General features: G+C 48.4%; 26 protein-coding genes and 1 tRNA gene. 5 read left to right on the top strand and 22 right to left on the bottom strand.

What is annotated here, in order from left to right:
- Window positions 1-4: 4 nt before the first annotated feature.
- The 18 genes from RFF05_RS17830 to RFF05_RS17745 all read right to left on the bottom strand — a co-directional run bounded on the left by RFF05_RS17830 (window position 5) and on the right by RFF05_RS17745 (window position 15561).
- A complete protein-coding gene (locus RFF05_RS17830) occupies window positions 5-442 on the bottom strand; it encodes a hypothetical protein (RefSeq protein WP_409968341.1) in 438 nt (145 codons plus the stop codon).
- A gap of 11 nt (window positions 443-453) precedes the next feature.
- Window positions 454-3123 carry an immunoglobulin domain-containing protein gene (locus tag RFF05_RS17825; RefSeq protein WP_409968340.1) on the bottom strand — a complete coding sequence of 890 codons (2670 nt, stop codon included), beginning with the start codon at window positions 3121-3123 and terminating at the stop codon, window positions 454-456.
- A complete protein-coding gene (locus RFF05_RS17820) occupies window positions 3096-3434 on the bottom strand; it encodes a hypothetical protein (protein WP_409968339.1) in 339 nt (112 codons plus the stop codon). The genes RFF05_RS17825 and RFF05_RS17820 overlap by 28 nt, the downstream gene beginning before the upstream one ends.
- A 9-nt stretch (window positions 3435-3443) precedes the next feature.
- Window positions 3444-3947: a Tfp pilus assembly protein FimT/FimU gene (locus RFF05_RS17815; RefSeq protein ID WP_409968338.1), complete on the bottom strand. Its 504-nt coding sequence runs from the start codon at window positions 3945-3947 to the stop codon at window positions 3444-3446.
- Between the two features lie 9 nt (window positions 3948-3956).
- Window positions 3957-4589, bottom strand: a complete 633-nt coding sequence (locus RFF05_RS17810; protein WP_409968337.1) for a hypothetical protein — start codon at window positions 4587-4589, stop codon at window positions 3957-3959.
- Window positions 4586-5014 carry a hypothetical protein gene (locus RFF05_RS17805; protein WP_409968336.1) on the bottom strand — a complete coding sequence of 143 codons (429 nt, stop codon included), beginning with the start codon at window positions 5012-5014 and terminating at the stop codon, window positions 4586-4588. Before RFF05_RS17805 ends, RFF05_RS17810 begins: the two co-directional genes overlap by 4 nt.
- Complete coding sequence (locus tag RFF05_RS17800) at window positions 5011-5373, bottom strand: hypothetical protein (RefSeq protein ID WP_409968335.1); 363 nt, start codon at window positions 5371-5373, stop codon at window positions 5011-5013. The genes RFF05_RS17805 and RFF05_RS17800 overlap by 4 nt, the downstream gene beginning before the upstream one ends.
- Before the next feature lie 62 nt (window positions 5374-5435).
- Entirely contained in the window at window positions 5436-6026 is a 591-nt protein-coding gene (locus tag RFF05_RS17795; protein ID WP_409968334.1) for a prepilin-type N-terminal cleavage/methylation domain-containing protein, read from the bottom strand.
- Window positions 6027-6057: 31 nt separating this feature from the next.
- Window positions 6058-7116 carry a type II secretion system F family protein gene (locus RFF05_RS17790; RefSeq protein ID WP_409968333.1) on the bottom strand — a complete coding sequence of 353 codons (1059 nt, stop codon included), beginning with the start codon at window positions 7114-7116 and terminating at the stop codon, window positions 6058-6060.
- Window positions 7117-7118: 2 nt separating this feature from the next.
- Complete coding sequence (gene pilO, locus RFF05_RS17785; RefSeq protein ID WP_409968332.1) at window positions 7119-7781, bottom strand: type 4a pilus biogenesis protein PilO; 663 nt, start codon at window positions 7779-7781, stop codon at window positions 7119-7121.
- Entirely contained in the window at window positions 7778-9259 is a 1482-nt protein-coding gene (locus RFF05_RS17780) for a hypothetical protein (RefSeq protein ID WP_409968331.1), read from the bottom strand. The genes pilO and RFF05_RS17780 overlap by 4 nt, the downstream gene beginning before the upstream one ends.
- Window positions 9260-9275: 16 nt before the next feature.
- Window positions 9276-10931 carry a GspE/PulE family protein gene (locus RFF05_RS17775; RefSeq protein ID WP_409968330.1) on the bottom strand — a complete coding sequence of 552 codons (1656 nt, stop codon included), beginning with the start codon at window positions 10929-10931 and terminating at the stop codon, window positions 9276-9278.
- Window positions 10932-11560: 629 nt separating this feature from the next.
- Window positions 11561-11636: transfer RNA gene (locus tag RFF05_RS17770), tRNA-Pro, on the bottom strand.
- 43 nt (window positions 11637-11679) lie between these two features.
- Window positions 11680-13218 (bottom strand): O-antigen ligase family protein, encoded by a 1539-nt coding sequence (locus tag RFF05_RS17765; RefSeq protein WP_409968329.1) that lies wholly within the window; start codon window positions 13216-13218, stop codon window positions 11680-11682.
- A gap of 70 nt (window positions 13219-13288) precedes the next feature.
- Window positions 13289-13921, bottom strand: coding sequence for a hypothetical protein (locus RFF05_RS17760; protein ID WP_409968328.1), 633 nt, complete (start codon window positions 13919-13921; stop codon window positions 13289-13291).
- Complete coding sequence (locus tag RFF05_RS17755; protein ID WP_409968327.1) at window positions 13918-14676, bottom strand: permease prefix domain 1-containing protein; 759 nt, start codon at window positions 14674-14676, stop codon at window positions 13918-13920. Before RFF05_RS17755 ends, RFF05_RS17760 begins: the two co-directional genes overlap by 4 nt.
- Window positions 14669-14995 (bottom strand): PadR family transcriptional regulator, encoded by a 327-nt coding sequence (locus RFF05_RS17750; protein WP_409968326.1) that lies wholly within the window; start codon window positions 14993-14995, stop codon window positions 14669-14671. The genes RFF05_RS17755 and RFF05_RS17750 overlap by 8 nt, the downstream gene beginning before the upstream one ends.
- A 110-nt stretch (window positions 14996-15105) precedes the next feature.
- Window positions 15106-15561, bottom strand: coding sequence for a hypothetical protein (locus RFF05_RS17745; protein ID WP_409968325.1), 456 nt, complete (start codon window positions 15559-15561; stop codon window positions 15106-15108).
- Window positions 15562-15655: 94 nt separating this feature from the next.
- On the opposite strand from RFF05_RS17745, the gene RFF05_RS17740 reads away from it, so the two are divergent.
- The gene (locus RFF05_RS17740; RefSeq protein WP_409968324.1) at window positions 15656-15856 is read left to right on the top strand and encodes a helix-turn-helix domain-containing protein; all 201 of its coding nucleotides are present in this window, start codon (window positions 15656-15658) and stop codon (window positions 15854-15856) included.
- Between the two features lie 182 nt (window positions 15857-16038).
- Window positions 16039-16257, top strand: a complete 219-nt coding sequence (locus RFF05_RS17735; RefSeq protein ID WP_409968323.1) for a helix-turn-helix domain-containing protein — start codon at window positions 16039-16041, stop codon at window positions 16255-16257.
- A gap of 188 nt (window positions 16258-16445) precedes the next feature.
- Here RFF05_RS17735 and RFF05_RS17730 read toward each other — a convergent pair whose 3' ends face one another.
- Genes RFF05_RS17730 through RFF05_RS17720 form a run of 3 tightly spaced genes read right to left on the bottom strand, consistent with a single transcriptional unit; the run spans window position 16446 to window position 18896 of the window.
- Window positions 16446-16988, bottom strand: coding sequence for a nitroreductase family protein (locus tag RFF05_RS17730; RefSeq protein ID WP_409968322.1), 543 nt, complete (start codon window positions 16986-16988; stop codon window positions 16446-16448).
- A gap of 22 nt (window positions 16989-17010) precedes the next feature.
- Window positions 17011-18024, bottom strand: a complete 1014-nt coding sequence (locus RFF05_RS17725) for a glycosyltransferase family 2 protein (RefSeq protein WP_409968321.1) — start codon at window positions 18022-18024, stop codon at window positions 17011-17013.
- A 56-nt stretch (window positions 18025-18080) separates the two neighbouring features.
- Complete coding sequence (locus RFF05_RS17720; RefSeq protein WP_409968320.1) at window positions 18081-18896, bottom strand: AraC family transcriptional regulator; 816 nt, start codon at window positions 18894-18896, stop codon at window positions 18081-18083.
- A gap of 170 nt (window positions 18897-19066) precedes the next feature.
- Here RFF05_RS17720 and RFF05_RS17715 point away from each other — a divergent pair, with 170 nt between their 5' ends.
- Both RFF05_RS17715 and galT read left to right on the top strand, forming a co-directional pair.
- Entirely contained in the window at window positions 19067-20350 is a 1284-nt protein-coding gene (locus RFF05_RS17715; protein ID WP_409968319.1) for a galactokinase, read from the top strand.
- A 16-nt stretch (window positions 20351-20366) separates the two neighbouring features.
- Entirely contained in the window at window positions 20367-21848 is a 1482-nt protein-coding gene (gene galT, locus RFF05_RS17710) for a UDP-glucose--hexose-1-phosphate uridylyltransferase (protein ID WP_409968318.1), read from the top strand.
- 204 nt (window positions 21849-22052) lie between these two features.
- Here galT and RFF05_RS17705 read toward each other — a convergent pair whose 3' ends face one another.
- A complete protein-coding gene (locus RFF05_RS17705) occupies window positions 22053-23270 on the bottom strand; it encodes an IS110 family transposase (RefSeq protein WP_409967781.1) in 1218 nt (405 codons plus the stop codon).
- Between the two features lie 283 nt (window positions 23271-23553).
- Here RFF05_RS17705 and galE point away from each other — a divergent pair, with 283 nt between their 5' ends.
- A complete protein-coding gene (gene galE, locus RFF05_RS17700; protein WP_409968317.1) occupies window positions 23554-24540 on the top strand; it encodes a UDP-glucose 4-epimerase GalE in 987 nt (328 codons plus the stop codon).

The following is a 24540-nucleotide window of genomic DNA, read 5'->3' as shown; positions in this document are numbered from 1 at the left end:
CAAATTATACAATTCCAAAAGGGATACAATACGCAATGGGGATGGCCAACGCCATGATGGGGATGAGGACGATGGCTTTGTCTTTCACAAAATGGTCAGTATGAGTGAGTTTGGTTTCAATGCAATAGATTAGGATTGCCATGCTACTAAAGCAGAGCATATACACAGGCATTTTCCATGGGCCAAGCAAGGCTAAAACCCCAGAAAGAAGCGCCACATCTGCTCCACCGAGATAGCTCACATCCGACAAGGATAAACATAAAAGGCATAGAGAAAGGGAGATAACCCCTAATAGAGTATCTCCCTGCATGGATGCCACACCTGCACAACAAATGGTGAAAACAGCCATCACAATATCGTAAACCGCCTGCTTCTTTTTGTCTTGGATGCAGGCAATCACAAGAGCGATTGTACCAATCGCTAAAAATAAATAGGTTGCCAAAGTTGTCCTCCTTAGTCTACGTTATTGTACTTCCCACCAACAAGGTAGCAGTCAAATAGCGTGGTTTTATAATGGTAAATCGAAGCATCTAAATCTGTTGGGAATAAAAAATCTGGCAATAAAATGCCACCAGTCCCAGCTACAAAGGCGAGGGATGTTGAGACACCTTGGTTGCCTACAGTGTCTGTGGCTGTCACTGTAACCACATCACCTGTTTCCAAAGAGAGGGTAAAATCAGCAACGTCACTAGCGCCAGAACTGCGGATAGCCCCATCAATGTCAACGATGCTATACGAAATAGCCCCAATTCCAGCCACCACATCACGGGCAGACACTTGGCACTCGTTGGTGTAACTGTTGGTTTGGAATGACACCACAGGTGGCGCTGTATCAACGCTGAGATACATGGTGAAGCTATCACTTTCCATGGCCTGTGTCAGAGATTCATCGCTATACATGGTGATGTACACATTCAGCGGTGTTGACCGTGTGGTAGTGCTTAGGAACGCTGGGTTGATATAGAACTGACCTTGAGATGGGTATTTGGTTTGCAAAACATCAGTTTCTTGTTCGTTGCTGAAAAGCACAGGATAGGTTTGCCCTAAAAACTCAGCATAGCCTGCCACATATTTCCCCGTTACAGGGGTGGTGTCAAGGGTTACAGCCAATCCGTCTGCATCATATACCAGAACCGCACCAGCGCTGTCCTTATAGAGCGCTGACCCTAAAATACTGCCCGAAATATCTGTAATGGATGTGATAAGATCCGCCGTTTCAACGGTGGGATATACTGTAATCACTTGCGGTGTTGCCATAGCCACCCCAGCTTCACTGGATAGCAAGCAATACACGGCTTTTCCACTGTCTGCAACCGTAGGGCTATAAACCATCTGACTGGCGGTGGCGCCCTCTATAGGTGTGCCACCAATATACCATTGATAGGTATAGGTGCTAGGGTTGCCTTGGTTGGTGATGACAGTATAAAATGTAATACTTTCCCCCTCTGTCACAGCTGTGGCGCTAGCATAGCAATCTGCTGTTGGTGTATAGTAAACAGATAAAAGAACAGCGTCGCTGTTAACAAAGCCCACTGTATTAGACACTTGACAATACACTGCCACCCCATTATCGGAAGATAGAGCCGTTCTGGTGTATGTGCTACTGGTGGCACCGTATACAGCACTACCACCTACATACCATTGATAGGTATAGCTAGTGGGATTGCCTGCACCTGTTACATTGGCTGTAAAGGTAATGCTTGTACCTGCGTTTACAGCAGTGGTAGGGCTACGAGAAATGGTTGCCGCAGTAGGTGCATAGGTTACTGTCAGCTTAGCGGCATTGGTATATAGTGTTGTGCTACCAGCTGTGATTTTGCAATGATAATATCGACCATTCATTGCTGATGTGGTGCTAACACTCAAAGTAGACGAAGTGCCTGCTGCTGTGCCTGTTCCGTCGTTATTGCCAGTGGTGTTATAGTACCACTGATAGGTCACTGGTGAAGATCCCTCTGTAACTGATACAGAAAAGGATGCCGTACTACCTGCTACAACGGTTGTGCTTTGTGGTTGGGTTGCAATTACGGGAGGAATGTCCGTGATTGCAACTACGCAATAGCCAGCGGTGGACGTGTTGGCCCACACTCGTTCTGTAACTTCGGAATCAGCACCTACGATAAAGTCACCTGTACAACTGGTGTAGGTCACACCACCTGTGGTGTAGGAATCGCCTTTGATTGTGCCACTGTGAATGGTGATGGTGCTATTGGTAGAACCAATGGCATCACAGGGATAATCACTCTCTAAACCGTAATAGAGAACTTTATAATCCAAATCTACATATAACTTGCCATTGGTAATCTCCACCGTGCTATTGTTGGCTTCTATTGCGTGTTTGACACCATATATAGTGACGTTTTGAAGGGTGGCTGTTGCATTGGTAATGTTAATGGCTGAAGCTGATTTCACTGCGTTGTTATCATACCGCTCGTTTGTCAAATAGACATCATCTAAATATAAGATGTTGGATGTCCCAGTCATTTTGATGGCTTCACCAGAATGGTCAGTGGTGTATGCGCTAGTCATTGTCTGTGAACTACCATAGGAGCCATAAACATAACCTGCAGATACTTTGCTATCATACATATATATACTTGTATTTTCGCTCCAAATGATTGTCGTAGAATACCCTGAAATGGTGCTTCCATCGGCCGTGATGTTTGAGCCAGAATTGGCGTAGATAGCAAAGCCAGATATATTGACTTTTGTGTTATATCCGTAGGAATAGTTGGTAACAGTTTGAGTAGCCTTGCCTGCGGTGACAGTAGAATTATTCAGTGTTAATTCCATCGGGCCTTGAATGGCCGTGCCACCAGCACCGGGTTCTCCGAATTCACCATTTCGCCAAAGTGTTACAGAGACAAGCGATGAAGTGTAGTAGACGGTGCCACCAGCGCCCGGTGAACCACCGTTGCCAGCAGATAGGGTGACTCCATCTAGCGTAATGGTGGATTTTGATGTGATGGTGATGCAGTCGCCGCCATCGGCACCATCCTTCCCATCACCGGGGTAATAGCTGCTACTGCTACCCCCATCACCGCCGTCGCCACCGTTGCCACCTGCGCCAGCTAAAACATAGCCGTTTTTCAGGGTTAGGTTGACGTTGGATAAGGTGAACACATTTCCCCAATGGTGCCAGCTGTGCCATCTTTGCCATTTGTGGATGAGTCGGCACCATCTGTGCCATTTGTGCCAGCCATGCCATTGAGAGAATAGCCTTTTAAGTCAATGGTTAATGTTTGATTGGAAATGCTAATCCCACTCAAACTGGTAAGGGTGATATGCCCACCAAATTCAATCTCTGATGCACCGCTGCTAATAGCAGATTTTAATGCGGTTTCCGTTGTGACCACTGTAGCAGCCTGCGCTGAGCCTGCGGCCATAACAGCCAGCACTGCCATTAAGAAGACAGTGCGTAAAAACTTTTTCATATGCCCTCCTTATCTTGGTATCATAATCAGCACCAAATCATCCCCATAGTCGCCATCTGCGTAATGTGCAATCACTCGATCACTCCACAATCCATCAGGACCAGCAGAAGAAATCATCATTTGCACAACATCGTCCACACCTAAGAGATAGTGGAAGGTGTACGGGTTGCCCCATGGGTCTGTTTCTGGTTTGGTTGTAATGGTGAAGCCAGTTTGGTCTACTCCATCGACTTGGGCTAACGTGTCATAGTCAAAGCTACAATTCAAATAATCGTGCTCTAATTGGTACAGATATTGGGTGATGGAATCTTCGTCCATCTCTGTTAAATAGCCTAGATTGAAAATCCCATCTTCTACATTGCTACCATAGGTCTGCAAGGCAGTGCTGGCAGTTTGGATATTCCCGTCTAGCACCATAGCGCCATAAGCTTGACCGCCCAAGCCACTCAAAATGGCGATGATGGCAATGACCGCCATAGTTTCAATCAAGGTAAGTCCTGTGTGTTTTTTCATGTGTACTCCTTATGTGACAGTCTGTGCCACCAGTGAAATAGTTGCACCGTCTTGCTGTACCGTGGTGTAAATCCCACTGGCAATATGGCGGAACGTTGCCACCAGTCCATCCACTTCATAGGTGCGACAGACGGTGGTCATGCCTTGTTGTACGGTGACTTCTATGGTCAGGGGTTTCAGCTTGGCAAAGTCACCATCTGCATAGCCAAGCACGTTGTTACTATTTGGTTGAATTTCCAAGGACGATTGCATGGCAATGGAAATCTCAGCAGAGGATAGTTGTTCCAAAAGGGCTGTTTCTGCCTCTGGTGATAGCCCTTGATACCCAATCAAGGTGTCAATCTCTAGCTCCAAAGGCACGGTGGCAACAATAACTTCCAAACCTTGGTTGTATACGTCAGTTGTATCACCCACAAACGCATAGGCTGTGGTGGAGGGGCTTGTACAAAGGGTTTCTAGGGTTGCATCCACAGCTACATCTGCCACCGTTTGACAGGTATAGGGCAAAGTGCTGAGGGCTACCATGTTGGCTGTGCTACGCTGTTGGGTGATGGATACTTGCAAAATAGCAAATAGCGCCGTAGTGGCAAACACAAAGAAAATAAGGGTTGTGAGCAAAACACTGCCACGATGCTGTTTCACGATACCACCTCCCCATACAAGGTGAGGGCATAGGACGTGCCATCCAATACACAGCTGAATGTAAAGCCATTGTCTTGGTTGGCAGTGAAATAGGTTTCTTCTAGGTTTTGCACCAATAGTTCACCATCCTCTGTATTGTTTGTGCGAGTGATGGCACCATCAGATAGTGTGTATTTCACATAGGCGGTGTCGCTGACCAGTGATACAGTATCGTCGGTTACTTCTAGCCAAGTAGCCGATTTTACATCTCGCTGTAGGTCATAGACCACTGCCATCAATCCACGTTGGTTGTCTAGGGCACTGCGTTCACTGGCGGATAGATTGACAATGATGCCCATATATTGTGCCACGATTGCCAGTGGAATGGTTGCCAATAAGAGCACCACCATTACTTCCAGCAATGTAGTTCCTGCGTGTTTTTTCATTGACTACCACCTCCCAAACAAAACTGATTGCACACCACAGTGTCACCAGTTTCCACGTTGGCTGTCACAAAATAGAGTGGTGCATCATAGAGCGTGTTTTCTGTGATAGATACGGTCATAGACAGCTCTGGGGTGTGATAGGAATAGTCGTAGGCCAAAATATAAATCCCTTGTTCAATATCTTGAGATAGGGTTTCCGCCAAGTTGATACAAACCATTTGGCTTAGTGCATAGTCTTGGGTTCGTTGATGACTGGCATCTATCATGGTATCTATGGAAAGCACCATAGACACAATCAGCGTTACAAAAAAGAGGGCGCACATGGTTTCCAAAATGGTGGAACCTTGGTGTTTGTCCATGGTGTTTCCTTTCTGGGATCAGGGGTGAGGGAACGCCCCCCACCCCTGATAGTTGTTAGTGATTAGATGGTGCCCAGAGCAACATGGGTGCCGTCATAATTCACGTTGGTTTGGATGTCAGAGAACACTTCTCCGTCAGAGTATTGCACCACCAAGTAGGCATCGTCAGCACCAGCAGTGGTGGCATCGCTACCGTAGGTGTAAATGTAGATGAAGCATTCAGTGGTGTATTCAGCGGTTTTGGTGCCGTAGTCGATTTCCAACATATAGGTGTTGCCCCAAGGGTCTACCATAGTGGGTTGTTCGGTGGTTGCATCCATAGACAGCTCAACAGGGAACGTAGTGGTCATCAAATCCAGAATAGCTGCTTCGGTGGCAGCGTCATCGGCTTCGCTGGCACCGCTGACAACAGCAGGGTGTTCCAACATCATGGTTTGGATGGCATAATCATAGGAACCCAAATCGGAAGCGGTTTTGGTATAGTTGGCACGGTCAATGTAGGAACTGATACCAGATGCGGCAATGGTTGCCAGAATTGCGATGATGACGATGACCGCCATGGTTTCGATGATGGTAAGGCCAGCGTGCTTTTTCAAGGTTTTCTCATTTTGGGTCTTGATGGTTTGGGTTTTCTTCAGTTGTTGCAGCTTCATAGTGTGTTTCTCCGTTCAAAATAAAAATTTTTTATATTACAGTACCCATATTCAAGATGGGCGTGTAAACTGCGATGGCCACCATCCCTGCCAGAAAGGCGATAAAGATGGTGGTGATGGGTACAATCCATTGGATGGCACCATCTAGGGTTGTGTTGAATTGATTGCGTTTGTTAGCCACCAAGCTATCTAGCACGGATACAAATTCATCCGCTTGGTAGCCAGTGGTCAGTGTGATTTGCTCTAACAGAGGAATGACATGGATATGGGATAGCACCTCTTGAAATTCGCCACGAGATCCACGGTAAAATTCTGCTGCCTCTATGGTTTGGCTTTGGATGTACAAATTGGGTACATCTTGCGCCGCAGTCAGCAAGGCTTTATCCAGAGGTTGGTTGGCAAAAATCATATAGGATAAGGTTTCATAGAAAGACAATAAACTGTGGCAACAAATGACGTTGCCAACAATGGGAAGTTTGGCATATAACTGGTGCATGGAACGCTTGAGTGGGTGTGCCATGAGGTATCGGAGCCCCAGACAAGTCAGTATAGAGGCAACCGATAACACAGGCCAATGGTGGATAAGAAAATCCGAAATACCCATCATCATAAGGGTGATGGTTGGTAGCTCCACCGTGCCCATGATAGAAAGGCTGGTCATCATGTCTGGCAAAACAGACACAAATAAATACAGGCTGATACTCAAAATAAGAATCAGCATCACCACAGGTTGCACCAATGCACTGCGCACTTTTTTCAGCAAGGAGGCACGACTTCGCTGCTCTTTGGCAATGCGACGGAGCGCCTCCACCAATTTGCCAGCCTGTTCTGCTGCTTCCACTTGACCACCAATGGTGCCAAAGCGGTCACGGTGCAGGTATAAGGCAGTGCCAAGGGATTCACCATTTTGCAATGCTGGCAATACCAGACTGGCTGCCATGGATAGCCCTTTGGTGGATTTATCTTTGGTGCTGGCAAGCTGTTGCAAGGCATCAGCTGCCGTTGCCAGAGGGAGGCCCACGCTGACGAGGAATGCCATGTTTTCGCAAAAATCTGCAATGGCATTGGTAGACAAAGGTTTTAATCCCACGTTTAACCACCCCCTGTACCAATCAGATAAAGGGACAGGTAGCAAACAGGGTCTGCCTCACAATCCATCAAATCTTGCGCCGTGAGGATGGGGGTTTCTTCCTCCGTTTCCTCTGGCAACGCATAGTCGCTTACATCCCACCATGCCAAGGGTTGCATGGTATCTATGGCTCGGTACATCCACGGATAATCGCCCTCTGTTCGATAGCTGATGGATTCTACAACCACCACATAGTCATCTGTTGTAATGGTATTTACAAAGTCTGTGATGTTGGCAAATGCCCCTTGGACTGCCACGGTGATGGGCAGTGCTGTCAGCGTATTTTCTGGGATGGCGAAGATAGCACCTGCTGTCAATTCGTCAATGGCTAAGCCTTTTTCCATGGCAGTGTTGCCTAGCTGGGTGATATAGATCTCTTGCATCATCAGCAAATTAGGGAAGGATTTTTCTGCACTGTCTACATTTTCTGTCAGCATGATAGCCATGGCTTGGGTTGCTTGGACTTCCGCTTGCAGTTGGGTCTGCTCACTCTGTGTTGTGTTCATACTGCTTGCCCATGGGGTGATGAGGAGCCAATTTGACAGCCCCATCAACAGCGCAAGGCAAAGCAAAAGCACCGCTACTCCATAGCGGTGCTGAAGTTCTTTTTTCACTTTGTAATTCACTTTGCACCTCCTGTCAGCAAGGCCAGCTCAAAGGCATAGAGACTGCTTTCGTCTGGCAAGATGACCTCCTTGGTACCTAGCAATGTAAAGGTGCCCAAATCTGTATTGGTGCAGTTTTCGTATAGCTGGACTGGTAAATGGCTATCTGTAGCAAACCCACGGATATAAATAATCTCTTGGACAGAGGAAGTAAAGGTGATGGGTTCTTCTTCGCCCTCTGCATCTGCCGTCACCTCTGGTTGGGCGAAAGCATTTCCTGTGTCGATGGAAATGATGTGGATATTTTCTGGGGTGTTTTGGGCGATGTGTTCCAGTAAAGCTGGGATGCGACTATCTTGGTGGGATAGCAGGGTGATTTGGTCATTGGCAGTGGTTTTCAAATGCTCTGATTGGGTCAGGGTCACAGCAAGTGCATTGGTATCCACCAAAGTCTTTTCAGTGTTGGCACCATTCCAAGCGGTATACCCACCCAAAGCAAGGGTTGTGACCAGTACAACACTGGCGCAGAGGGTCAAAGTTTGTGCCAATCGTCGCAGATTGCGAACGGAGGAAGTTCGCATTTTGTCTAGCACCAAGTTTTCACCATCTCGCTCTAATCGCTTCCAAAGCAAGGCCACGCAAGCAGTAAATCGCCCATCTGCATGAACGCTCTGGGCTGAGATGCCTGCCTCCTGTAGCTGTTGCACCATCGTATCCTCTATGCCATCGCCACCCAATAACAGGGTTGGGCTAGGGCGACCACCCAGATTGCTTTGTCCTTGGTACAGTGTTGCAAGTTGGTCTGCTACCCCTTGGTTTGGCATCAATCGTCGATGCTCCACCTTCCATGGGATGTTCTTTGCAAAGCTGTAAATCTCCACCTCTGTCTGCTCTTGGTTGATATAAAACAAAAGCTGATGCAAGGCATCATAATGGGCTGTGATAGCTTGCTTACAATAGAGCAGAGCTGTGGCAGTAGATTCCACCGATTGCACGGTGAAGCCATGCTCAGCGAACGCTCTCACAAGGGCAGAAACAAGGTCATAGTCAGCAGTGGTGATGCTTCCTAAGAGACCAGAGCTATCCTCGGTGATGAAATTCCCCCAATCGTGGCTTTTGCGTAGGCTGGTATGGAGGATTTCAGCTTTCTTTTTCTCAGGTGCTTTTTTGCGCTCTTTCCATTGCGATACGTCCATTTTTAAGAGCGACTGCATTTCTTGCCGCTTCTGCTTGGGCGGTCGCTCTAGAAACTCAGTTTCCATGCCACTACCTTCGTAGCAAATAACCAGTGGTTTGTGGTGGAGTTTCTCTCGTCGGAGTGTGTCTGCCACTTCATCCACAAGAGCTTGCAAATGAAGCAGTTTTCCGTTCTCGAACCACTCTTGGCACTGGGACAGTTCCACCATTTTCTCTACACGGAGGGTGCCTCGGCGGTCAAAACCGCCATGGGCAATCCGCACAGAAGTGGGTGTGATGTGTATGGCTGTTGTTTTTACCATGTGTATAAATCACCTCTTACAATAAATCTCGTGCAATGTCTTCTAATTCTTCAAAGGTTGTCTGCCCAGCCAATGCTTTGGCAATGCCATCATCCAGATAACGACTTTCTGTTTGCAAAACCGCTTCAATCTCTGTCCGTGGCAATCGCATCTGGATCGCATTGCGAAGTGCTGGGGTTGTTAAAATGATTTCATTGATTGCCATTTGGCCCCGATAGCCAATGCCTGCACAGTGGGCACATCCTCGTCCTCGTTTTAGTAGGATTTCTCCATCCCCAAGTTTGAATAATTTCCGCCATGGATGGTCTGGTTCTAAAGCGTATTGTTCTGCACAGTGGGGACACACTCGTCGCACCAAACGCTGGGCGATAACGGCTGCTAAGGTATCCCCCAACACATAAGGGTCTATCCCCATGTTAATCAGCCGAGCCACCACACCCACTGCATCATTGGCATGGATGGTGACGAATACGGGGTGTCCTGTATGGGCGAAATTGATGGCAGGAATGGCATCTTGTGCATCTCGAATTTCCCCTACGCTCAATGCGTTGGGACGGTGGCGCAATGCGGAATTGAAATGCACCTGCTTTGTCAAGCCCTGAGCTTCGTCCACTTCCACTTGGGTAATGCCCGGCAGATTGATTTCCACAGGTTCCTCAATGGAATAGATTTTCAAGCCCTGTGCCATGGCCACTCGAAACCCAGCGTAGAGTAAAGAGGTTTTGCCCGACCCAGTGGGGCCAGAGATTGCCACCAATCCTTTTGTAAAATGCAAAATTCGTTGAAATTTTTCTTTGTTGGAATCACTCATGCCCAAGTCGTCTAGTCCTAGTAAAATTTTGCGGATAAAGCGGAGGTTGAAATCAAAGCCATTGGTGGCCTTGATGATGTTGACACGCACATCCATGGGCGCTCCTTGGTATTGGATGGTCATTTTGGCTTCTACAGGCATGGCCTCTTTGTTGGTTTCACCCACACCGCATCGCAGTTTCATGGTGCGACGTAGTTTAGGCAGATAGCCGCTGTCTAAGGTGGTGTAGAACACGTTCTTCCCATCAATGGTCATGGATACCTCAGCTGTGGCACCCAATGGCAAAATCCGCAAATCGGTGGCACGCCAATCCAAGGCCGTTTGAATCAAGCCGTCCAAGAGCTTGTCTAAGTCACTTTCATAGTGGGGGCTGGCTCTAGGTGGGTTTTGGTTGGTTGCTACAGTGAGGACAGTGTATAACTTTGGCTTGAGCTGATACTCAGCAAAAATCTCCCACGATTCTTGGGTTGCCAACAGGTATTGAATAGGTTTATCCACAGCGGTGGATAATTTCTGTTGAAATCCTTCGTTGTCTGGGTCGTGAATGAGGAAAACTAGATGGTCTGCATCTGATTCCAAAAAGCATTGCCTGTCTTGCAAAATACTTTGCACGTCACAGCCTTCCCCTCTAGGATAGAGGATAGCGGAATGCGCCACGTCCAGTTTGGCTTCAAATGGCACTTGCAGGGGTTTCATCTGGTAGTAATCACAGGCCAGAGATACCACCTGCTCTGGAGATAACTTCCCAGACCGTAGCAATGCCAGATAGAACGAGCATTTTCGTTTATAACCATCGTCCACCACTTCCAGATAGTCAACGGGGTTTAACAAATTTTGCTTGCGAATATAGTCTTGAAACATAAAAATCCTTTCTCACGATTGCTGATTTAGCTTTTGCTGGTAGGTTCGCATGCAGTCGCCTTCAACGTGATAGCACATAAATCCATTGGAGGCATAGGGGCAAGTGCCACAGCTTTTGAATGGACCTGCCACTGGTTTAGGGACTGGCGCCCTTTTTTTGCGATGGGGATCTGGGGGGTATTTAGGGAAAGATTTGTCTGCATTTAGATTTCTAGACATAGTGAATTTCCTTTCTGAAAACAAAAAAGAGCCGTCAAATCGAGGATATAAAATCCTCAGACTTGACGGCTCTTAATGTTTGAATGATGAAATTGTAGGGTCAGATACAAGTGGCGCCCTTTTTTGAATACCACATTTTCACGAATGAATTTTGGCTACAAAAAAAGGGCGCTAACTTCAAAAAGAAATCAGCGCCCTTGAAAATAAAGAGGGGGTTATGAATGAAAATCTTCAATTTGGGGTGCAAAAAAGCCACCGTGATAGTTCGAATCCGGTGACAAAGGAAAAATAGCGAAATGACATCTGTAAAATCGACTATGTCAGAAACGGCCTTTTTTAAGAAAAAATAGCTGAAAAACGCTGATGTCATCGGCTTTTACACCGATGACATCATTATTGCGTCAGCTATATGGTCCGGGTGACACGATTCGAACGTGCGACCCCGTGGTCCCAAACCACGTGCGCTACCAGCTGCGCTACACCCGGAGATGCGCTGTTATTTCCAGCGCAAGATATATATTACACTATTTCAAAGCAAATTGCAAGGATTATTTTCACTTTTTTTGCAAATTTTTAAACTGGCACCTGTTAAGGCAAACACAAACCAGAAAATACACATCACACGGGGGTATGTCCACACATAATCTGCCAAGCACGCCACCAAAATCCCACACAGCGCCGCACCGCCACAGCAAGCCATGGTGCGTGCCACACTGGGCGCTTGATTCCATGCCACACGGCCAGCGCCTTTGATCATCCAGCCCATGGCACCCAAGAAGCCCACCAAGGCCAAAATCCCCTGCTCTGCCCAAATTTGCAAATACAAATTGTGCGCATGGACAAAGGGTGCCGTGCCAGTATACAGCTGATAATCCTCGATATAAGCTTGCACTGCCGCTGTCCCCAAACCTGCCCCATGGATAGGTTCTAACTTAATGACCTCAATGGCCGCCAAAAACAGCGGAATACGGCTGGTTGTAGAGGTATCTGAGAAATCAAAAATGGTTAAAATACGATTCCAAATGGTGTCTGGCAACAAAGGCAAACACACCAAACCCAACACCACAAACAATGGCAGCCACCGTGGCTTCAAGAAAAACACCACCATCACCAGTGCCACCGCCATGCCGACCCACGCCGCGCGACCATAGGTCATTGCCAAGGCACCACAGCCGATGCAAAACACACCGCCTGCTACCAATTTGCCAAACCAATGACGGCTACACAGCACCAACCCTAGCACCAAGGGCAGTAGCAAAATCAGCACCTGCGCAAAGGTATTGGGGTTGTCAAAAAAGGATTCCACACGACCGGGCATCCCTTCGTTCAAGTCCAAGTCCACGTAAGCAGACACCACTTCTACCCCTTGTATCCGCTGATACACCGCATAGAGCGACGACCCCAGCACCACACCGCCTGCCCCAACGGCAAGGCGGATTAAGTCACGGCTATTCTGCACCACGCTCACCGTCACCAGCACCAACAATGCCGCCGACAGATGGTACCAGAAAAAGCGCCACGAGGTCTCAGAATCATAGGAACAAACCACAGATAACCCTGTACCAAAGAGCATCACCAGCCAATACCAGCCAATGTCGCTAAATTCAAATCGCAAAGATTTGTAGCGCATACCGCCCACATAAAACAGCGCCGTCAACAGCACAAAGGCCATCAAGGAATAGGCATTGTTCCAATAAGCAAAGGGGATACACCACAATAAAAGAATCAACCAGCTTTGCCCAATGGCCGTTTCTGTGCCCATTTGGAACACCAGATTGGCAAAAAAGCTGTTATCCCAAACAGATTTTGTATGGCTATACAGCCAGTGCAGTGCCATAACTGGCAGATTCACTAAACAAGTCAACAACCAGCAAAGCCAGCTATCTGTAAAGGCTTTTGCCATTATACCTTCACGACAGGTAACATCCATCCATTTGGAGGTTTTGACTTGGGTCAACCCCCATTCAATCACACCTTCAATGGTGGCGCAGACACGGCTGGCTCGGTATTCTCCTAGCACCACCATCATAAGACGGTAGAGCAAACTATCTTTCAATGAAAAGGTCATAGGGTTCCTCATTTCATGTTATTTCACTCTACAGTATACCGAAAAATCGCCACATTTGCAAGAGTGGGTTTTACACATTATAAAATGTAGAGCTACCTTCTAATCGTGCCTCTCCAATCGTCTCTCCTTCTGGAGTCAGCAGATAAGACATAAATTTAGGATAATAGGACATCCAAAACTCTTGGTTGTAAAACTCTGTGATGTTGGAGATAAAATAGGTGTTCCCCTGATAGGTGATGTAGTCCGTCTCTGGCACCACAAACTCTGCAAGGACGCTATCATCCTCCCAATCTCGGGCTTGGAGCACCACTGTTCCCTCTTGATTCACCTGCCCAAAGGCGTAGACCGTACTTTCATCGTCGCTTGCAATGGACTCGTAAGACACCTGTAGTGGTGCTGTCTCATCTAGCTCAACAATGGCAGCAAACATCCGTTGCCAGCCGCCTAGAAAGGGATAAAACTTTACACTTGTCCACATCAAAACATCGTCATTTTCCTGTAAATAGTAGAGGGTGGTTCTGTCAATATCGGGCTTGTACACCCTTGCGATAGTATCCGTTGGTGCGATGCCGTAGCTCACCTCCATATCACGGACTGCCATGGACGGCAACACTTGATACAGCCCTGTGACTGAACCAATGACCACCAAAATCATCAAAATCCCCAGACGGCGGAAGGCTTTTTGTCGTCGTGAATAGGTCATGCTACACCCTCCCAATCAATGGTAATATTGGTCTCCCATGTGACACCGTACTGGTCACGGCTCAACACCATGTCCGTGTCACCTTTTGCGATTTCATAGCGGTCAGAAGCGGTATAACCGCCACCGCTACCAGAGCTACCACCGCCGCCGCTCATGGTGTTCTCCAAGGCACTGCCTGTCAAGTCAAAACAGCTCAGCACTATGTTTTGCACTTCATCAAAGGGGTTGTTGGCATAGGCACTGGAGTAGGTTTCTAGGCAGTAGTCCCCTTCTGTGGTTTCGTACACCCGATAGCCATGGAATTGTACCGTCACACCATTTGCATCGAAAGATTCTTGCCGTGATTCCTCATAGATGGCAGTCTCAGCAGTTAGAATTGAAAAATCATCCATATCCGTAAAAAAGCGTATATTTAAGTTATAAAAAACGTTAAATCCTACTGCCAACACTGGCAAGACGGAACACAACACCACCACGGTAATGGCAATCGCCGCCAACCGCCCTATCCAACCCCAAAACACTGACAGTTCTGCATTGATAGCCTGCCCGATTTCCTTGGGGTCGCCCATCCGCAAAATGGCTTGGGCTTGGGCATCTTCTGGGGTCATGCCCCGTGCTTCCAAGGCATCGGCACGGTCTTCTAAATGGGCGGTCAGCTCGTCTCTAATTTCGTGCCATTCGTCGCCGTTGGCTCTGGGAATATATCCCAAAACCGCCTGGGTGAAGGCTTCAAATGGAGTCTGGTTCTTAGCCATAGACTGCACCTGCCACCACCGCATTGATGCCCTTGGAATAGACCTCCCACTGTTTCGTTTCCGCTTCTAACACGCGTACACCAGCTTCTGTCAAGTGATAATACTTGCGTGTTCTGCCAGAGGGTGTCTCCTGTGTATAGGCAGTAAGCGCCCCTTCATTTTGCAAACTTTTCAGAACAGGGTACAGCGTTCCCTCTTTCATGGCGAAGGTTTTGTCAAATTGCCGCTCTAACTGGGCAATCATTTCGTAGCCATACATATCCCCCTTGGACAGTAACGCCAGCACCAACAATTTGGTGTGTTCCATGGATTTAGCCATAAAAATGCCCTCCTCATATACCTAGAATTTCTTAGTATCTTTCACTAAATTATACATAGAAACTCTAGGTATGTCAAGAGGGAGTTTTAACGTATTCTGCACGCCGTCTCCTACACCCATGACGGCAATGGTTGTGGGGTTGTATTTGGGTATAAAATCACAGGTTTTTTCTTTCTTTTTGCATATTCTAAGGTTTTCACCGCATTGCTGACGCCATGGTTCACATAGGCCACCACCACATCACTGCGCCCAACCATCCATTGGTTCCGCTTCAAAATGGCAAACCGCTTTGGCACCCGTTCTAACTCTGGATAGGTGGTGCTGTCGTAGTCCTTGGCATAAGGATGGTCTTGCAAATAGGCCAGCACCAAAACACTTTCAATATGAGGACAGCGCTGTTTTTCCTGTTGTAGCACCTGCGCCACCAAAGCATCAAAACCGCCATAGCCACCAGAATAAAACACCGTGGCACCTTGGGCAATCAACTCTGGTATCACGAGTTCCAACCACACTTTCACCCCTTCCCGATGATTGACCATGCTGTGTCCAAAAAATGTGACTGTCATAAAATCACCTCCATCTCCATTTTACTATCATTCAATAGTAAAATCAATACCATCATACGATAGTACATATAATATCAACAAGAGGTGATGTTATATGTACTATCGCAGATTACGAGATTTAAGAGAAGATCACGACTTAAAGCAAAAAGAAGTGGCAGACATTTTAAATATAGACCAAAGAGTATATAGTAATTACGAAACAGGAAAACGAGAAATTCCTTCTAGATTTATTGTTCAGTTAGCCAAATTTTATCATGTTTCCACCGATTATATTTTAGATATGAATGACGACTAACAACAATGCCTAGGGTGCATTCATGCACCCTAAGCGTTATTTCTTTACATATTGCATCACTGGAGGACGGGAGGCTAATAGCCTCCCCTACAAGGTCACAACATCTCAAAAAGCCCAATATTGGGCATAACAGTTATCCCCATTATATGGGCATAATGGAGAAAAGTAAAGGAGGAATTTTTATGATTTCTTACGCTCCATTATGGAATACATTGCAAGAACGCAACATGACTACCTACACATTACGCCAATACAAAGGCTTTGGTGGTGGTACCATTCAAAGACTTCGAAAAAATCTTTCTGTATCTACAAATACGCTTGATGATTTATGCAAAATTTTAAACTGCCCCCTCTCTGATGTGGCTATGTTTGTAGACGACACCACGGATGCAAACCTGTAATGTGTTCCATCACTGGGGACGGGAGGCTAATAGCCTCCCCTACATAAAGGGTACGTCATTATGTTCCCCGTCATTGGCGTTCCCCACTGTAGGAGCGACCTGTGGTCGTCCGTCCCTCCCCACAACGGCAAAAACCACCCTATATACCCAATGATTGGGTATATAGGGTGGTTTTTTAACACATTCTCTTACAGCACGGTCAGCAAATCTGCCACATCCTTACGGGCTGGGGCTTCTGGTTGGAATTTGGGATAGCCCATGGCCACCACAGCGGCAACCTTTTGGTTTTCTGGCAGGTTCAAAGCTGGGATGATTTTTTCTTCATCAAAATAGCCCAAAACCACAGTGCCCAAGCCCTTATCATGGGCGGCTAGGCAGAAGGTTTGGGTGGCGATGCCAGCGTCAAACATTTCAAAGCCATCACCCTTGGGGGTAGAATAAGACCCGTCACGTTCAAAACCAGAACGACCAGTCACATAGCTGACCACCACCAATGCGGCGGCACCCTTCATGGACTTTTCGTTGAAGGTAAAGCCCAAGACCATGTTCTCTGCCATGTTGTCAATCAAGGCACGGTCGGTGACCACGGTGTAACGGGTGATTTGGGTGTTCTTCCAAGAGGGGGCATAGGCAGCGGCGCCCACAATTTCTTCAATCACCGCAACGGGTACGGCTTCCTCGGTAAATCTGCGGACACTTCTTCTGGTTTTGGCACAATCAAAAAATTCCATGAGGTTCTCCTTTTATATTACATTAAATTCGATTTTTCAAACGATACATGAGGGTCAACATAAAATAGTGTTTACCGCGCACCAAGCGCACCACCAATTGTTTGTTTTGGGACAGGCCTTCTGGCGCGAGATTGGCAATGGCGTGAGCCATATCTGGTCGCTGACAGAGGGTTTTCACCTTTTGTTGGCGCTCTTTAACGGAAGCAGGATTGCCAGCGGCATATTCGTTGCCAATGGCAATGAGCAAGCCAGCCCAATTGGTGTTGTCTCGCCATGTGGGACAGGCGGCTTCTAGGTCGAATTTTTCCGCCATGGCTCCTTTGCGCTCCATAAATCGGGCGTATACTTTTAAAAATTTGGGCATATATTTATGGGTTGCAGAATTGGGGTTATAGTAATAATCATACAGCGGTGCCTCGCTGACCGCCAGACCCTTGGCATAGGAAAAATATTCCAACAAAAACAGCTCATCTTCTAAATAAGCCCCTTCAAAGGTGATATTTTCATTGCGCAAAATGGTTGCGTCAAATAAAAAGCGCCAAATAAACCCATTGAACACAGGCTGGCGCAACCGTTCACCCAGCAAAGGCAACACAATGGCTTCACGGATGGCGGCAGCCTCATAGGTGCCTGCTGGCAACAAGGCTTCGCTCTGGCGATTGTCACCGCCATACCAGTTAAAATGGGCGCAACCAGCGCTATCCATCCCCTCTTGGGCGCGCAAGTTCCACAACGTTTCCAAATAAGCAGGGTGATACAAATCATCTGCATCTAAAAAGGCAATGGTGTCCCCAGTGGCCTCTCGCAGGCCATAGTTACGGGCGGTGCTGACACCGCCATTTTTCTTGTGGAAATACCGAATACGGCTATCTTTCTCTGCCAAGTCCTTGCAAATAGCCCCAGAATTGTCACGACTTCCATCGTCAATCAGCAACAGCTCCCAGTCTTGAAAGGTTTGGTTTACTACACTTTGAACGCACCGCTCTACAAAATCCTCTGCTTGGTAAATGGGCACAATAATCGAAATATTGGGCATAAACTCTGTCTCCTGTTTATGTGATGGTTCTATTGTACTCCAAAGGAGGCAACAGGTCAACTACTTTGCCGATATTGGGACGGACTTTCCCCTTGCAATCGATGAAAGGTGCGAGAAAAATACAACCCATCTTCAAATCCCACCGATAGCGCCACCATTTTAATGGACAAATCCGTTTGCCGCAACAGTTGACACGCCCGTGCCATGCGGTGACGGAGGAGATACTCACTGGGGCTACAGCCGTACATCTCTTGGAATGCACGGTATAGACAACTTCGGCTCACCCCAATTTGCTGGGCCATGGTTTCCACGGTGATGGGCTGGGCATAGTTTTTATGGACGATTTCCGCCCCTTGCTGGGCGTAGCGCTGTTGCCCTGTTTCACCGTGCGCCACGCTGTCCACCATCAATAGGCTCAGCGCCACCTGCAAATATCCTGCCATAGCCACAGCGGTGCTATAGTCACTGCCATGGGCTTTGTAAATCTCCAACAAGGCTTGACGAAAGCGGTCACCGTTGGCAATGGTGGTCACACCACTGTCTTTGAACACACTCTGCTCTACAAAATGCCCAGAAAGCGCCCCAGAAAAGCCCACCCAGTAATACTCCCATGGGTCAATTGCATCGGCTTGGTAAAACACCAAGCTGTCTGGTCGCACCAAAAATCCATCGCCTGCACCCAAGTGATAGGTGGTGCCTTCTAATTCCACCGTACCACAACCAGAGACAATATAATGAATCAGATAATGGTCACGGACCGCAGGCCCCCACCCGTGACTGGGCATACATTTTTGAAACCCCACATTGTGGACAGACAGTGCCAAATCTGGGGTTTTAGGGGCCTTAAATGCGTGTTTAAATTGTTGCTCCATAGGCGCACCTCCTTGGAATTTCACTTTCTCTCAGTATACACCCTATTTTCCAATCTTGCAACAATTATCCATATAGCAAGCTACAATAGTGCATTGTCTTTTTTACAATTTCTTGCTATTCTATAGCTGTAAAAGCCTATGAAATTGCATTTATTTTAAGGAGGGCACCCATGAATTCCAATCCTACTCTCACACAGCAGTTAGAAGCTGGGCAACTCAACTCCATACTTACCACCCTCTACGGCGAAGCAAATTTGGCACAATCCACAACGCGAGCCATGGACGTTTGTGCGTCTTACACAAAAACCTTTGGTGCAGAGCCCACCGCACTATTCTCTGCTCCCGGGCGCACCGAATTGGGCGGCAACCACACCGACCATCAACACGGCTGTGTATTGGCCGCCGCCGTCAACCTTGACATTCTTTGCGCTGTCACCCCCAACCAAAGCGGTATGATTCGTGTTCAATCCCAAGGGTATCCCTTAATCGTGGTAGATTTACATGACTTGACCCCCAAAGTGGAAGAAGTGAACACCTCCGCCGCCTTAATCCGTGGCGTGGCCGCCCGCTTTGCAACCCTTGGTTGCAATCTGCAAAACGCTGGCCTAGACGCTTACATGGTGTCCGACGTGCTGGGCGGCAGTGGTCTCAGCTCCTCCGCCGCCTTTGAAGTGCTCATTGGCACCATGGTCAACAGCCTCTTCCACAACAACCAATGCTCCGCCGTGGAAATCGCCCAAATCGGGCAGTATGCAGAAAATATGTTCTTTGGCAAGCCTTGCGGTTTGATGGATCAAACCGCTTCCTCTGTGGGTAGCGTGGTGTCCATCGACTTTAACGACACCACCAACCCCATTGTGGAGCAAGTGCCTCTGGACTTTGCCGCCACTGGTCACGCCCTGTGCATCCTAGACTCTGGGGCAGACCATGCCGACTTGACCGATGAATACGCCTCCATCACCAACGAGCTCAAAGCCGTGTGCCAAGTCTTCGGCAAAGACTATCTCCGCCAAATTCCAGAGGCTGACTTTTGGGCAAAATTGCCCCAAGTACGCAAGGCCGCTGGCGACCGTGGTGCCCTCCGCGCCATCCACTTCTATGGTGATTCTGTGCGAGCTCAAAACCAAGCAAAAGCCTTGCACGATGGGGATTTCGACAGCTTCCTAGCCATGGTGCACGCGTCTGGTTTGTCCTCTGCTCAACACTTGCAAAACGTGGTGCCCACTGGGGCCACCTTCAACCAAGAATTGATGATCACCTTGGCACTCTGTGAAGAAATCCTCCAAGGTCGTGGGGCTGTCCGTGTCCATGGTGGTGGTTTTGGCGGCACAGCCCAAGCCTTTGTGCCTGTGGATATGCTGGATGAATTCAAAACCAAAACCGAAGCCGTACTCGGCTCTGGCAACTGCCACATTTTGTCCATCCGTCCTCTGGGCGGTGTACGATTGGCTTAAAAGGAGGGCGCACAATATGATAAACTCTGCCATTTCAGCGCTCATGGACTACGGTCACTGCACCCAATTGGTGGCACCTGCAGACAAGGTTTATGTCACCAATCAACTACTTGCCCTTTTAAAGCTAGACAGCTTCACTCCTGTGACTGTGGACACCCAACGTCCTTTGATGGACATTTTAAAAGATATATTAGACTATGCCGTGGCACAAGGTATCATCGAAGACGGCATCACCAGCCGCGATTTGTTTGACACTGCTCTGATGGGGTGCTTGACCCCAGCCCCTTCAGTGGTGCAAGGGATTTACAACGCCAAGCGTGCCGAAAGTCCTGTCTCCGCCACCGATTGGTTTTACCAATTCAGCCAAGACACCGACTATATTCGTCGTGACCGCATTGCCAAAGACCGCAAATGGAAATCCCCCTCTGTCTACGGCGATTTGGACATCACCATCAACCTCTCTAAGCCAGAAAAAGACCCCAAAGCCATTGCCGCCGCCAAATCCGCTCCCCAAGGTGGCTATCCCCAGTGTATGCTCTGCTGTGAAAATGAAGGCTATGCTGGGCGCATGAACCATCCTGCACGGCAAAACCTACGGTTGCTCCCCCTCACCATTGACGGTCAGCCTTGGCACTTACAATATTCTCCTTACGTGTATTACAATGAACACTGCATCGCCTTAAATGCCCAGCACACTCCCATGGCCATCAACCGTTCCACCTTCCGCAAACTATTGGATTTCACCATGCAAATCCCCCACTATTTTGTGGGCTCCAACGCCGATTTGCCCATTGTGGGCGGTTCGATTCTGAGCCACGACCACTTCCAAGGCGGACACTATACCTTCGCCATGGAGACGGCGCCCGTGGAAAAAGAAGTCACTTTCACTGATTTTGAAGATGTAGCCGCTGGCATTGTAAACTGGCCCATGTCTGTTTTGCGCTTGCGATGCGACGACGACAAGCGACTGGTGGACTTGGCCGATAAAATTCTCACTGCATGGCGTGACTACAGCGACGAAGCCTGCGATATTTTAGCAAGTTCCAACGGAGAACCCCACAACACCATCACCCCCATTGCCCGTCGCCGTGGTGATGATTTTGAACTGGATTTGGTGCTGCGCAACAACCGCACCACAGCGCAACACCCCTTGGGTCTGTTCCACCCCCACGCAGAGCTACACCACATCAAAAAAGAAAACATCGGCCTCATTGAGGTTATGGGTTTAGCGGTGCTCCCTGCACGGCTGAAAGATGAGCTGGCATCTTTGGCAGATGCCATTGTAAACCAAAAACCCTTGACAGATGATTTAGAAACACACGCAGATTGGGTGGCTACTTTGCAAGAAAAATACGGTTTCACCGCTGAGAATGTGACAGACATTTTAGAGCGAGAAGTGGGCAACGTGTTTGCCCAAGTGCTAGAACACGCAGGGGTGTATAAATGCGATACCGCTGGGCGAGCAGGCTTTGTTCGGTTTGTGGAAGCTGTGAAATAACCCTAACAAGTGAAAAACGGGCGACCACAGGTCGCCCCTACAATATTACTTTTTACTTTATTTTAAGGAGTCCTGTAAATAAAAGTCAAGCCCTAAAATGAAAAAATCTCACAAAAATTGTGAGATGACAAAGCAGGCATAACAAAACAGGCCAGAGAAAGAAGGTGTAATCACTGACCTGAAAAACTATGAAATTAGCGTCACTTAGCCCTCGCTGGCGGTCTCCAGAGCCAGCATACACTCCTTGACCCGAGCGTAATAAATCCGCAGGAACTTGTTCTGTGCGGCCGTCATGTAGACGTAGTAGGGCTTGCCCTCGGCACGTTTCTTGTCTATGAACTGGTACACCGCCTCGTCCTCAGGCTTCTTCTTGACGTAGGTAGACACCACCTGAAACAGCGTTTTGCGCAGGTGGGGCGAGCCACGTTTGGTGGTCTTTCCGCCTTGAGAGGTCTGCTTGCCTGACTGGTTGACCGACGGATCCACCCCTGCAAACGCCACAATGGAGCTGCGGTGGGCGAAGCGACGCACATCCCCAATCTCCGCCATCAGCTGTACGCCAGTGGCCTCGCCTACGCCGTACATCGCCATGACGGTGTCGTACTCGGGCAACTCTTTAGCCATGCGGTTCATCTCGATTTTCATCTCAGAGAGGGTTTCTTTGGAGGCTATGAGTTGCTTGGCCGCCGTCACAACCAACAATTTTGCGTAGTCGTTTTTGGGCAGAGTGACAATCATTTTCTGGGTTTTTGCGTAAATTTCAGCCGCCTTTTTGGGTTGAAAATGGTACCCCTTTCGCTTGCACCATTTTTGATAGCGGTCTGTGAAGGACTTTTCGCTGACGGTTGCAATGCAGTGACAGTGCCAAAATGTAGCCAAAAAATCAATCCACTTGACATGACCATCCTTGCGCTCAGGACTAGAAAACAGCTCGTTGACGCCTGGAAAGGTCTTATCCGAGAGAGAAATTAGGTTGTTTTGCAATGAAACAATGGTTTTCATGTACAAATTGTACTGCCGTGTGCAGAGCTTTAATTGTTGTCGTATGGTTTCCATAGGTGTATGTTCTCGCAAATCCACCCAATTGTCAAGCCCGTATTTTGCGATTTTTAGGGCATCGGCTTTGTCGGTTTTAACCTTGCGGATGGAGCCACCACCGCTCTGCTTGATGAGTAGTGGGTTGAGAATGCTGACGTAGATACCGTGCTGGCTCAGTGTCTGGGCGACTGGTTCGTGGTAACGACCAGTGGCCTCCATGATGACACGGGTGTCCGCACCCAACGCAAGAATTTCCTGCGCCAGTACGTCGATGCTGTGGCTGTCGTGCTGGTAAGTACGAGGTGGGAGCGCCACCTCACCCATAGGCCGCAGGGCGGCTACCACGCTGAATTCTTTGGAAATATCGATTCCGACTGCGTTCATATTGTTTCCTCCATGTATTTTGATTAGGCATTCCGCTTTCTTCGCTGCTTGTTCAATCTCCTGAGTGACACGAACGCACCAGTCTTGGTGGCACAACCTGCGCAAATCGAATGCTGCGAACGAGAGAGGCGGCTGGCGGACTCCTTTGCGGGCGTGTAAGCCCTCGGAAAACAGAGCCAGACCTGTTCTCTCCCATTCTAACAGCTTAGGCAACAAAAAGACAAAAGACACGGCTGGCAGCCGTGCCTTAAACCTTAATTTATATTGTAGGAGGAAATATGCTATGAAAACAATTCTAGTTGCTGGCGGTGCTGGCTATATTGGTAGCCACATGGTGGCTTTGTTGGTGGAACGCGGCTACGAAGTGGTGGTGGTTGATAACCTGTGCACTGGCCACTGGCAAGCCGTGAAAGGCGCAAAGCTCCGTGTGGGCGATGTCCGTGACGGTGCATTCTTAGACAGCGTGTTCACTGAGTTTAAGGTGGATGGTGTCATCAACTTCGCCGCCTTCTCTCTGGTGGGCGAAAGCGTCACCAAACCCTTGAAATACTATGGCAACAACGTGGCTGGCTCTCAATCCATGCTCAGTGCTATGGAACGTCATGGGGTGGATAAAATCGTCTTCTCCTCCACAGCCGCCACCTATGGTGAGCCCGAAAAGCAACCCATTGAAGAAACTGACCGCACCCTGCCCACCAACCCCTATGGCGAAAGCAAACTGGCCATTGAGGGGATGCTAAAATGGTGCCACCAAGCTTACAACATTGGCTATGCCGCCCTGCGGTATTTCAACGCCGCAGGCTCCAACACCGATGTTTGCATCGGTGAAGACCATGGCCCTGAAACCCACCTCATCCCTCTGGTGATGAAAACCGCACTGGGTCAACGTGCCACCATTGGCATTTTCGGCGAAGATTACCCCACCGCTGACGGCACCTGCATCCGTGACTACATCCATGTCCGTGACTTGGTGGAAGCCCACTTGTTGGCACTGGAACACCTAGAACGTGGCGGCGAAAGCGGCGTGTTCAATCTGGGCAGTGGCGATGGCTTCTCTGTGAAGGAAATTATCGACTCTGCACGGCGTATCACAGGGCGCGAAATCCCTGCCATCGTAGAACCTCGCCGTGCTGGCGATCCCTCTGTGCTGATTGCCTCCAACCAAAAAGCCGCAGAAGTTCTGGGTTGGACACCCAAACGTGGTCTGGATGAAATCATTGCCGACGCTTGGACTTGGCACTTGAATCATCCTGACGGATACGGAGTGTGA

Source organism: Bengtsoniella intestinalis (genome assembly GCF_039719005.1).
GTDB classification, from domain to species: Bacteria; Bacillota; Clostridia; order Oscillospirales; family Oscillospiraceae; genus Oscillibacter; species Oscillibacter intestinalis.
This window is presented reverse-complemented; position numbering and strand designations above follow the sequence as displayed.

What these genes read in the sequence shown, in the direction of transcription:
- RFF05_RS17820 (WP_409968339.1), bottom strand. Translation starts at nt 3,434, where the DNA reads ATGAAAAAGTTTTTACGCACTGTCTTCTTAATGGCAGTGCTGGCTGTT.
- RFF05_RS17815 (WP_409968338.1), bottom strand. Translation starts at nt 3,947, where the DNA reads ATGAAAAAACACACAGGACTTACCTTGATTGAAACTATGGCGGTCATT.
- RFF05_RS17805 (WP_409968336.1), bottom strand. Translation starts at nt 5,014, where the DNA reads ATGAAAAAACACGCAGGAACTACATTGCTGGAAGTAATGGTGGTGCTC.
- RFF05_RS17800 (WP_409968335.1), bottom strand. Translation starts at nt 5,373, where the DNA reads ATGGACAAACACCAAGGTTCCACCATTTTGGAAACCATGTGCGCCCTC.
- RFF05_RS17795 (WP_409968334.1), bottom strand. Translation starts at nt 6,026, where the DNA reads ATGAAGCTGCAACAACTGAAGAAAACCCAAACCATCAAGACCCAAAAT.
- RFF05_RS17780 (WP_409968331.1), bottom strand. Translation starts at nt 9,259, where the DNA reads ATGGTAAAAACAACAGCCATACACATCACACCCACTTCTGTGCGGATT.
- RFF05_RS17775 (WP_409968330.1), bottom strand. Translation starts at nt 10,931, where the DNA reads ATGTTTCAAGACTATATTCGCAAGCAAAATTTGTTAAACCCCGTTGAC.
- RFF05_RS17765 (WP_409968329.1), bottom strand. Translation starts at nt 13,218, where the DNA reads ATGACCTTTTCATTGAAAGATAGTTTGCTCTACCGTCTTATGATGGTG.
- RFF05_RS17760 (WP_409968328.1), bottom strand. Translation starts at nt 13,921, where the DNA reads ATGACCTATTCACGACGACAAAAAGCCTTCCGCCGTCTGGGGATTTTG.
- RFF05_RS17755 (WP_409968327.1), bottom strand. Translation starts at nt 14,676, where the DNA reads ATGGCTAAGAACCAGACTCCATTTGAAGCCTTCACCCAGGCGGTTTTG.
- RFF05_RS17750 (WP_409968326.1), bottom strand. Translation starts at nt 14,995, where the DNA reads ATGGCTAAATCCATGGAACACACCAAATTGTTGGTGCTGGCGTTACTG.
- RFF05_RS17745 (WP_409968325.1), bottom strand. Translation starts at nt 15,561, where the DNA reads ATGACAGTCACATTTTTTGGACACAGCATGGTCAATCATCGGGAAGGG.
- RFF05_RS17740 (WP_409968324.1), top strand. Translation starts at nt 15,656, where the DNA reads ATGTACTATCGCAGATTACGAGATTTAAGAGAAGATCACGACTTAAAG.
- RFF05_RS17735 (WP_409968323.1), top strand. Translation starts at nt 16,039, where the DNA reads ATGATTTCTTACGCTCCATTATGGAATACATTGCAAGAACGCAACATG.
- RFF05_RS17730 (WP_409968322.1), bottom strand. Translation starts at nt 16,988, where the DNA reads ATGGAATTTTTTGATTGTGCCAAAACCAGAAGAAGTGTCCGCAGATTT.
- RFF05_RS17725 (WP_409968321.1), bottom strand. Translation starts at nt 18,024, where the DNA reads ATGCCCAATATTTCGATTATTGTGCCCATTTACCAAGCAGAGGATTTT.
- RFF05_RS17720 (WP_409968320.1), bottom strand. Translation starts at nt 18,896, where the DNA reads ATGGAGCAACAATTTAAACACGCATTTAAGGCCCCTAAAACCCCAGAT.
- RFF05_RS17715 (WP_409968319.1), top strand. Translation starts at nt 19,067, where the DNA reads ATGAATTCCAATCCTACTCTCACACAGCAGTTAGAAGCTGGGCAACTC.
- galT (WP_409968318.1), top strand. Translation starts at nt 20,367, where the DNA reads ATGATAAACTCTGCCATTTCAGCGCTCATGGACTACGGTCACTGCACC.
- RFF05_RS17705 (WP_409967781.1), bottom strand. Translation starts at nt 23,270, where the DNA reads ATGAACGCAGTCGGAATCGATATTTCCAAAGAATTCAGCGTGGTAGCC.
- galE (WP_409968317.1), top strand. Translation starts at nt 23,554, where the DNA reads ATGAAAACAATTCTAGTTGCTGGCGGTGCTGGCTATATTGGTAGCCAC.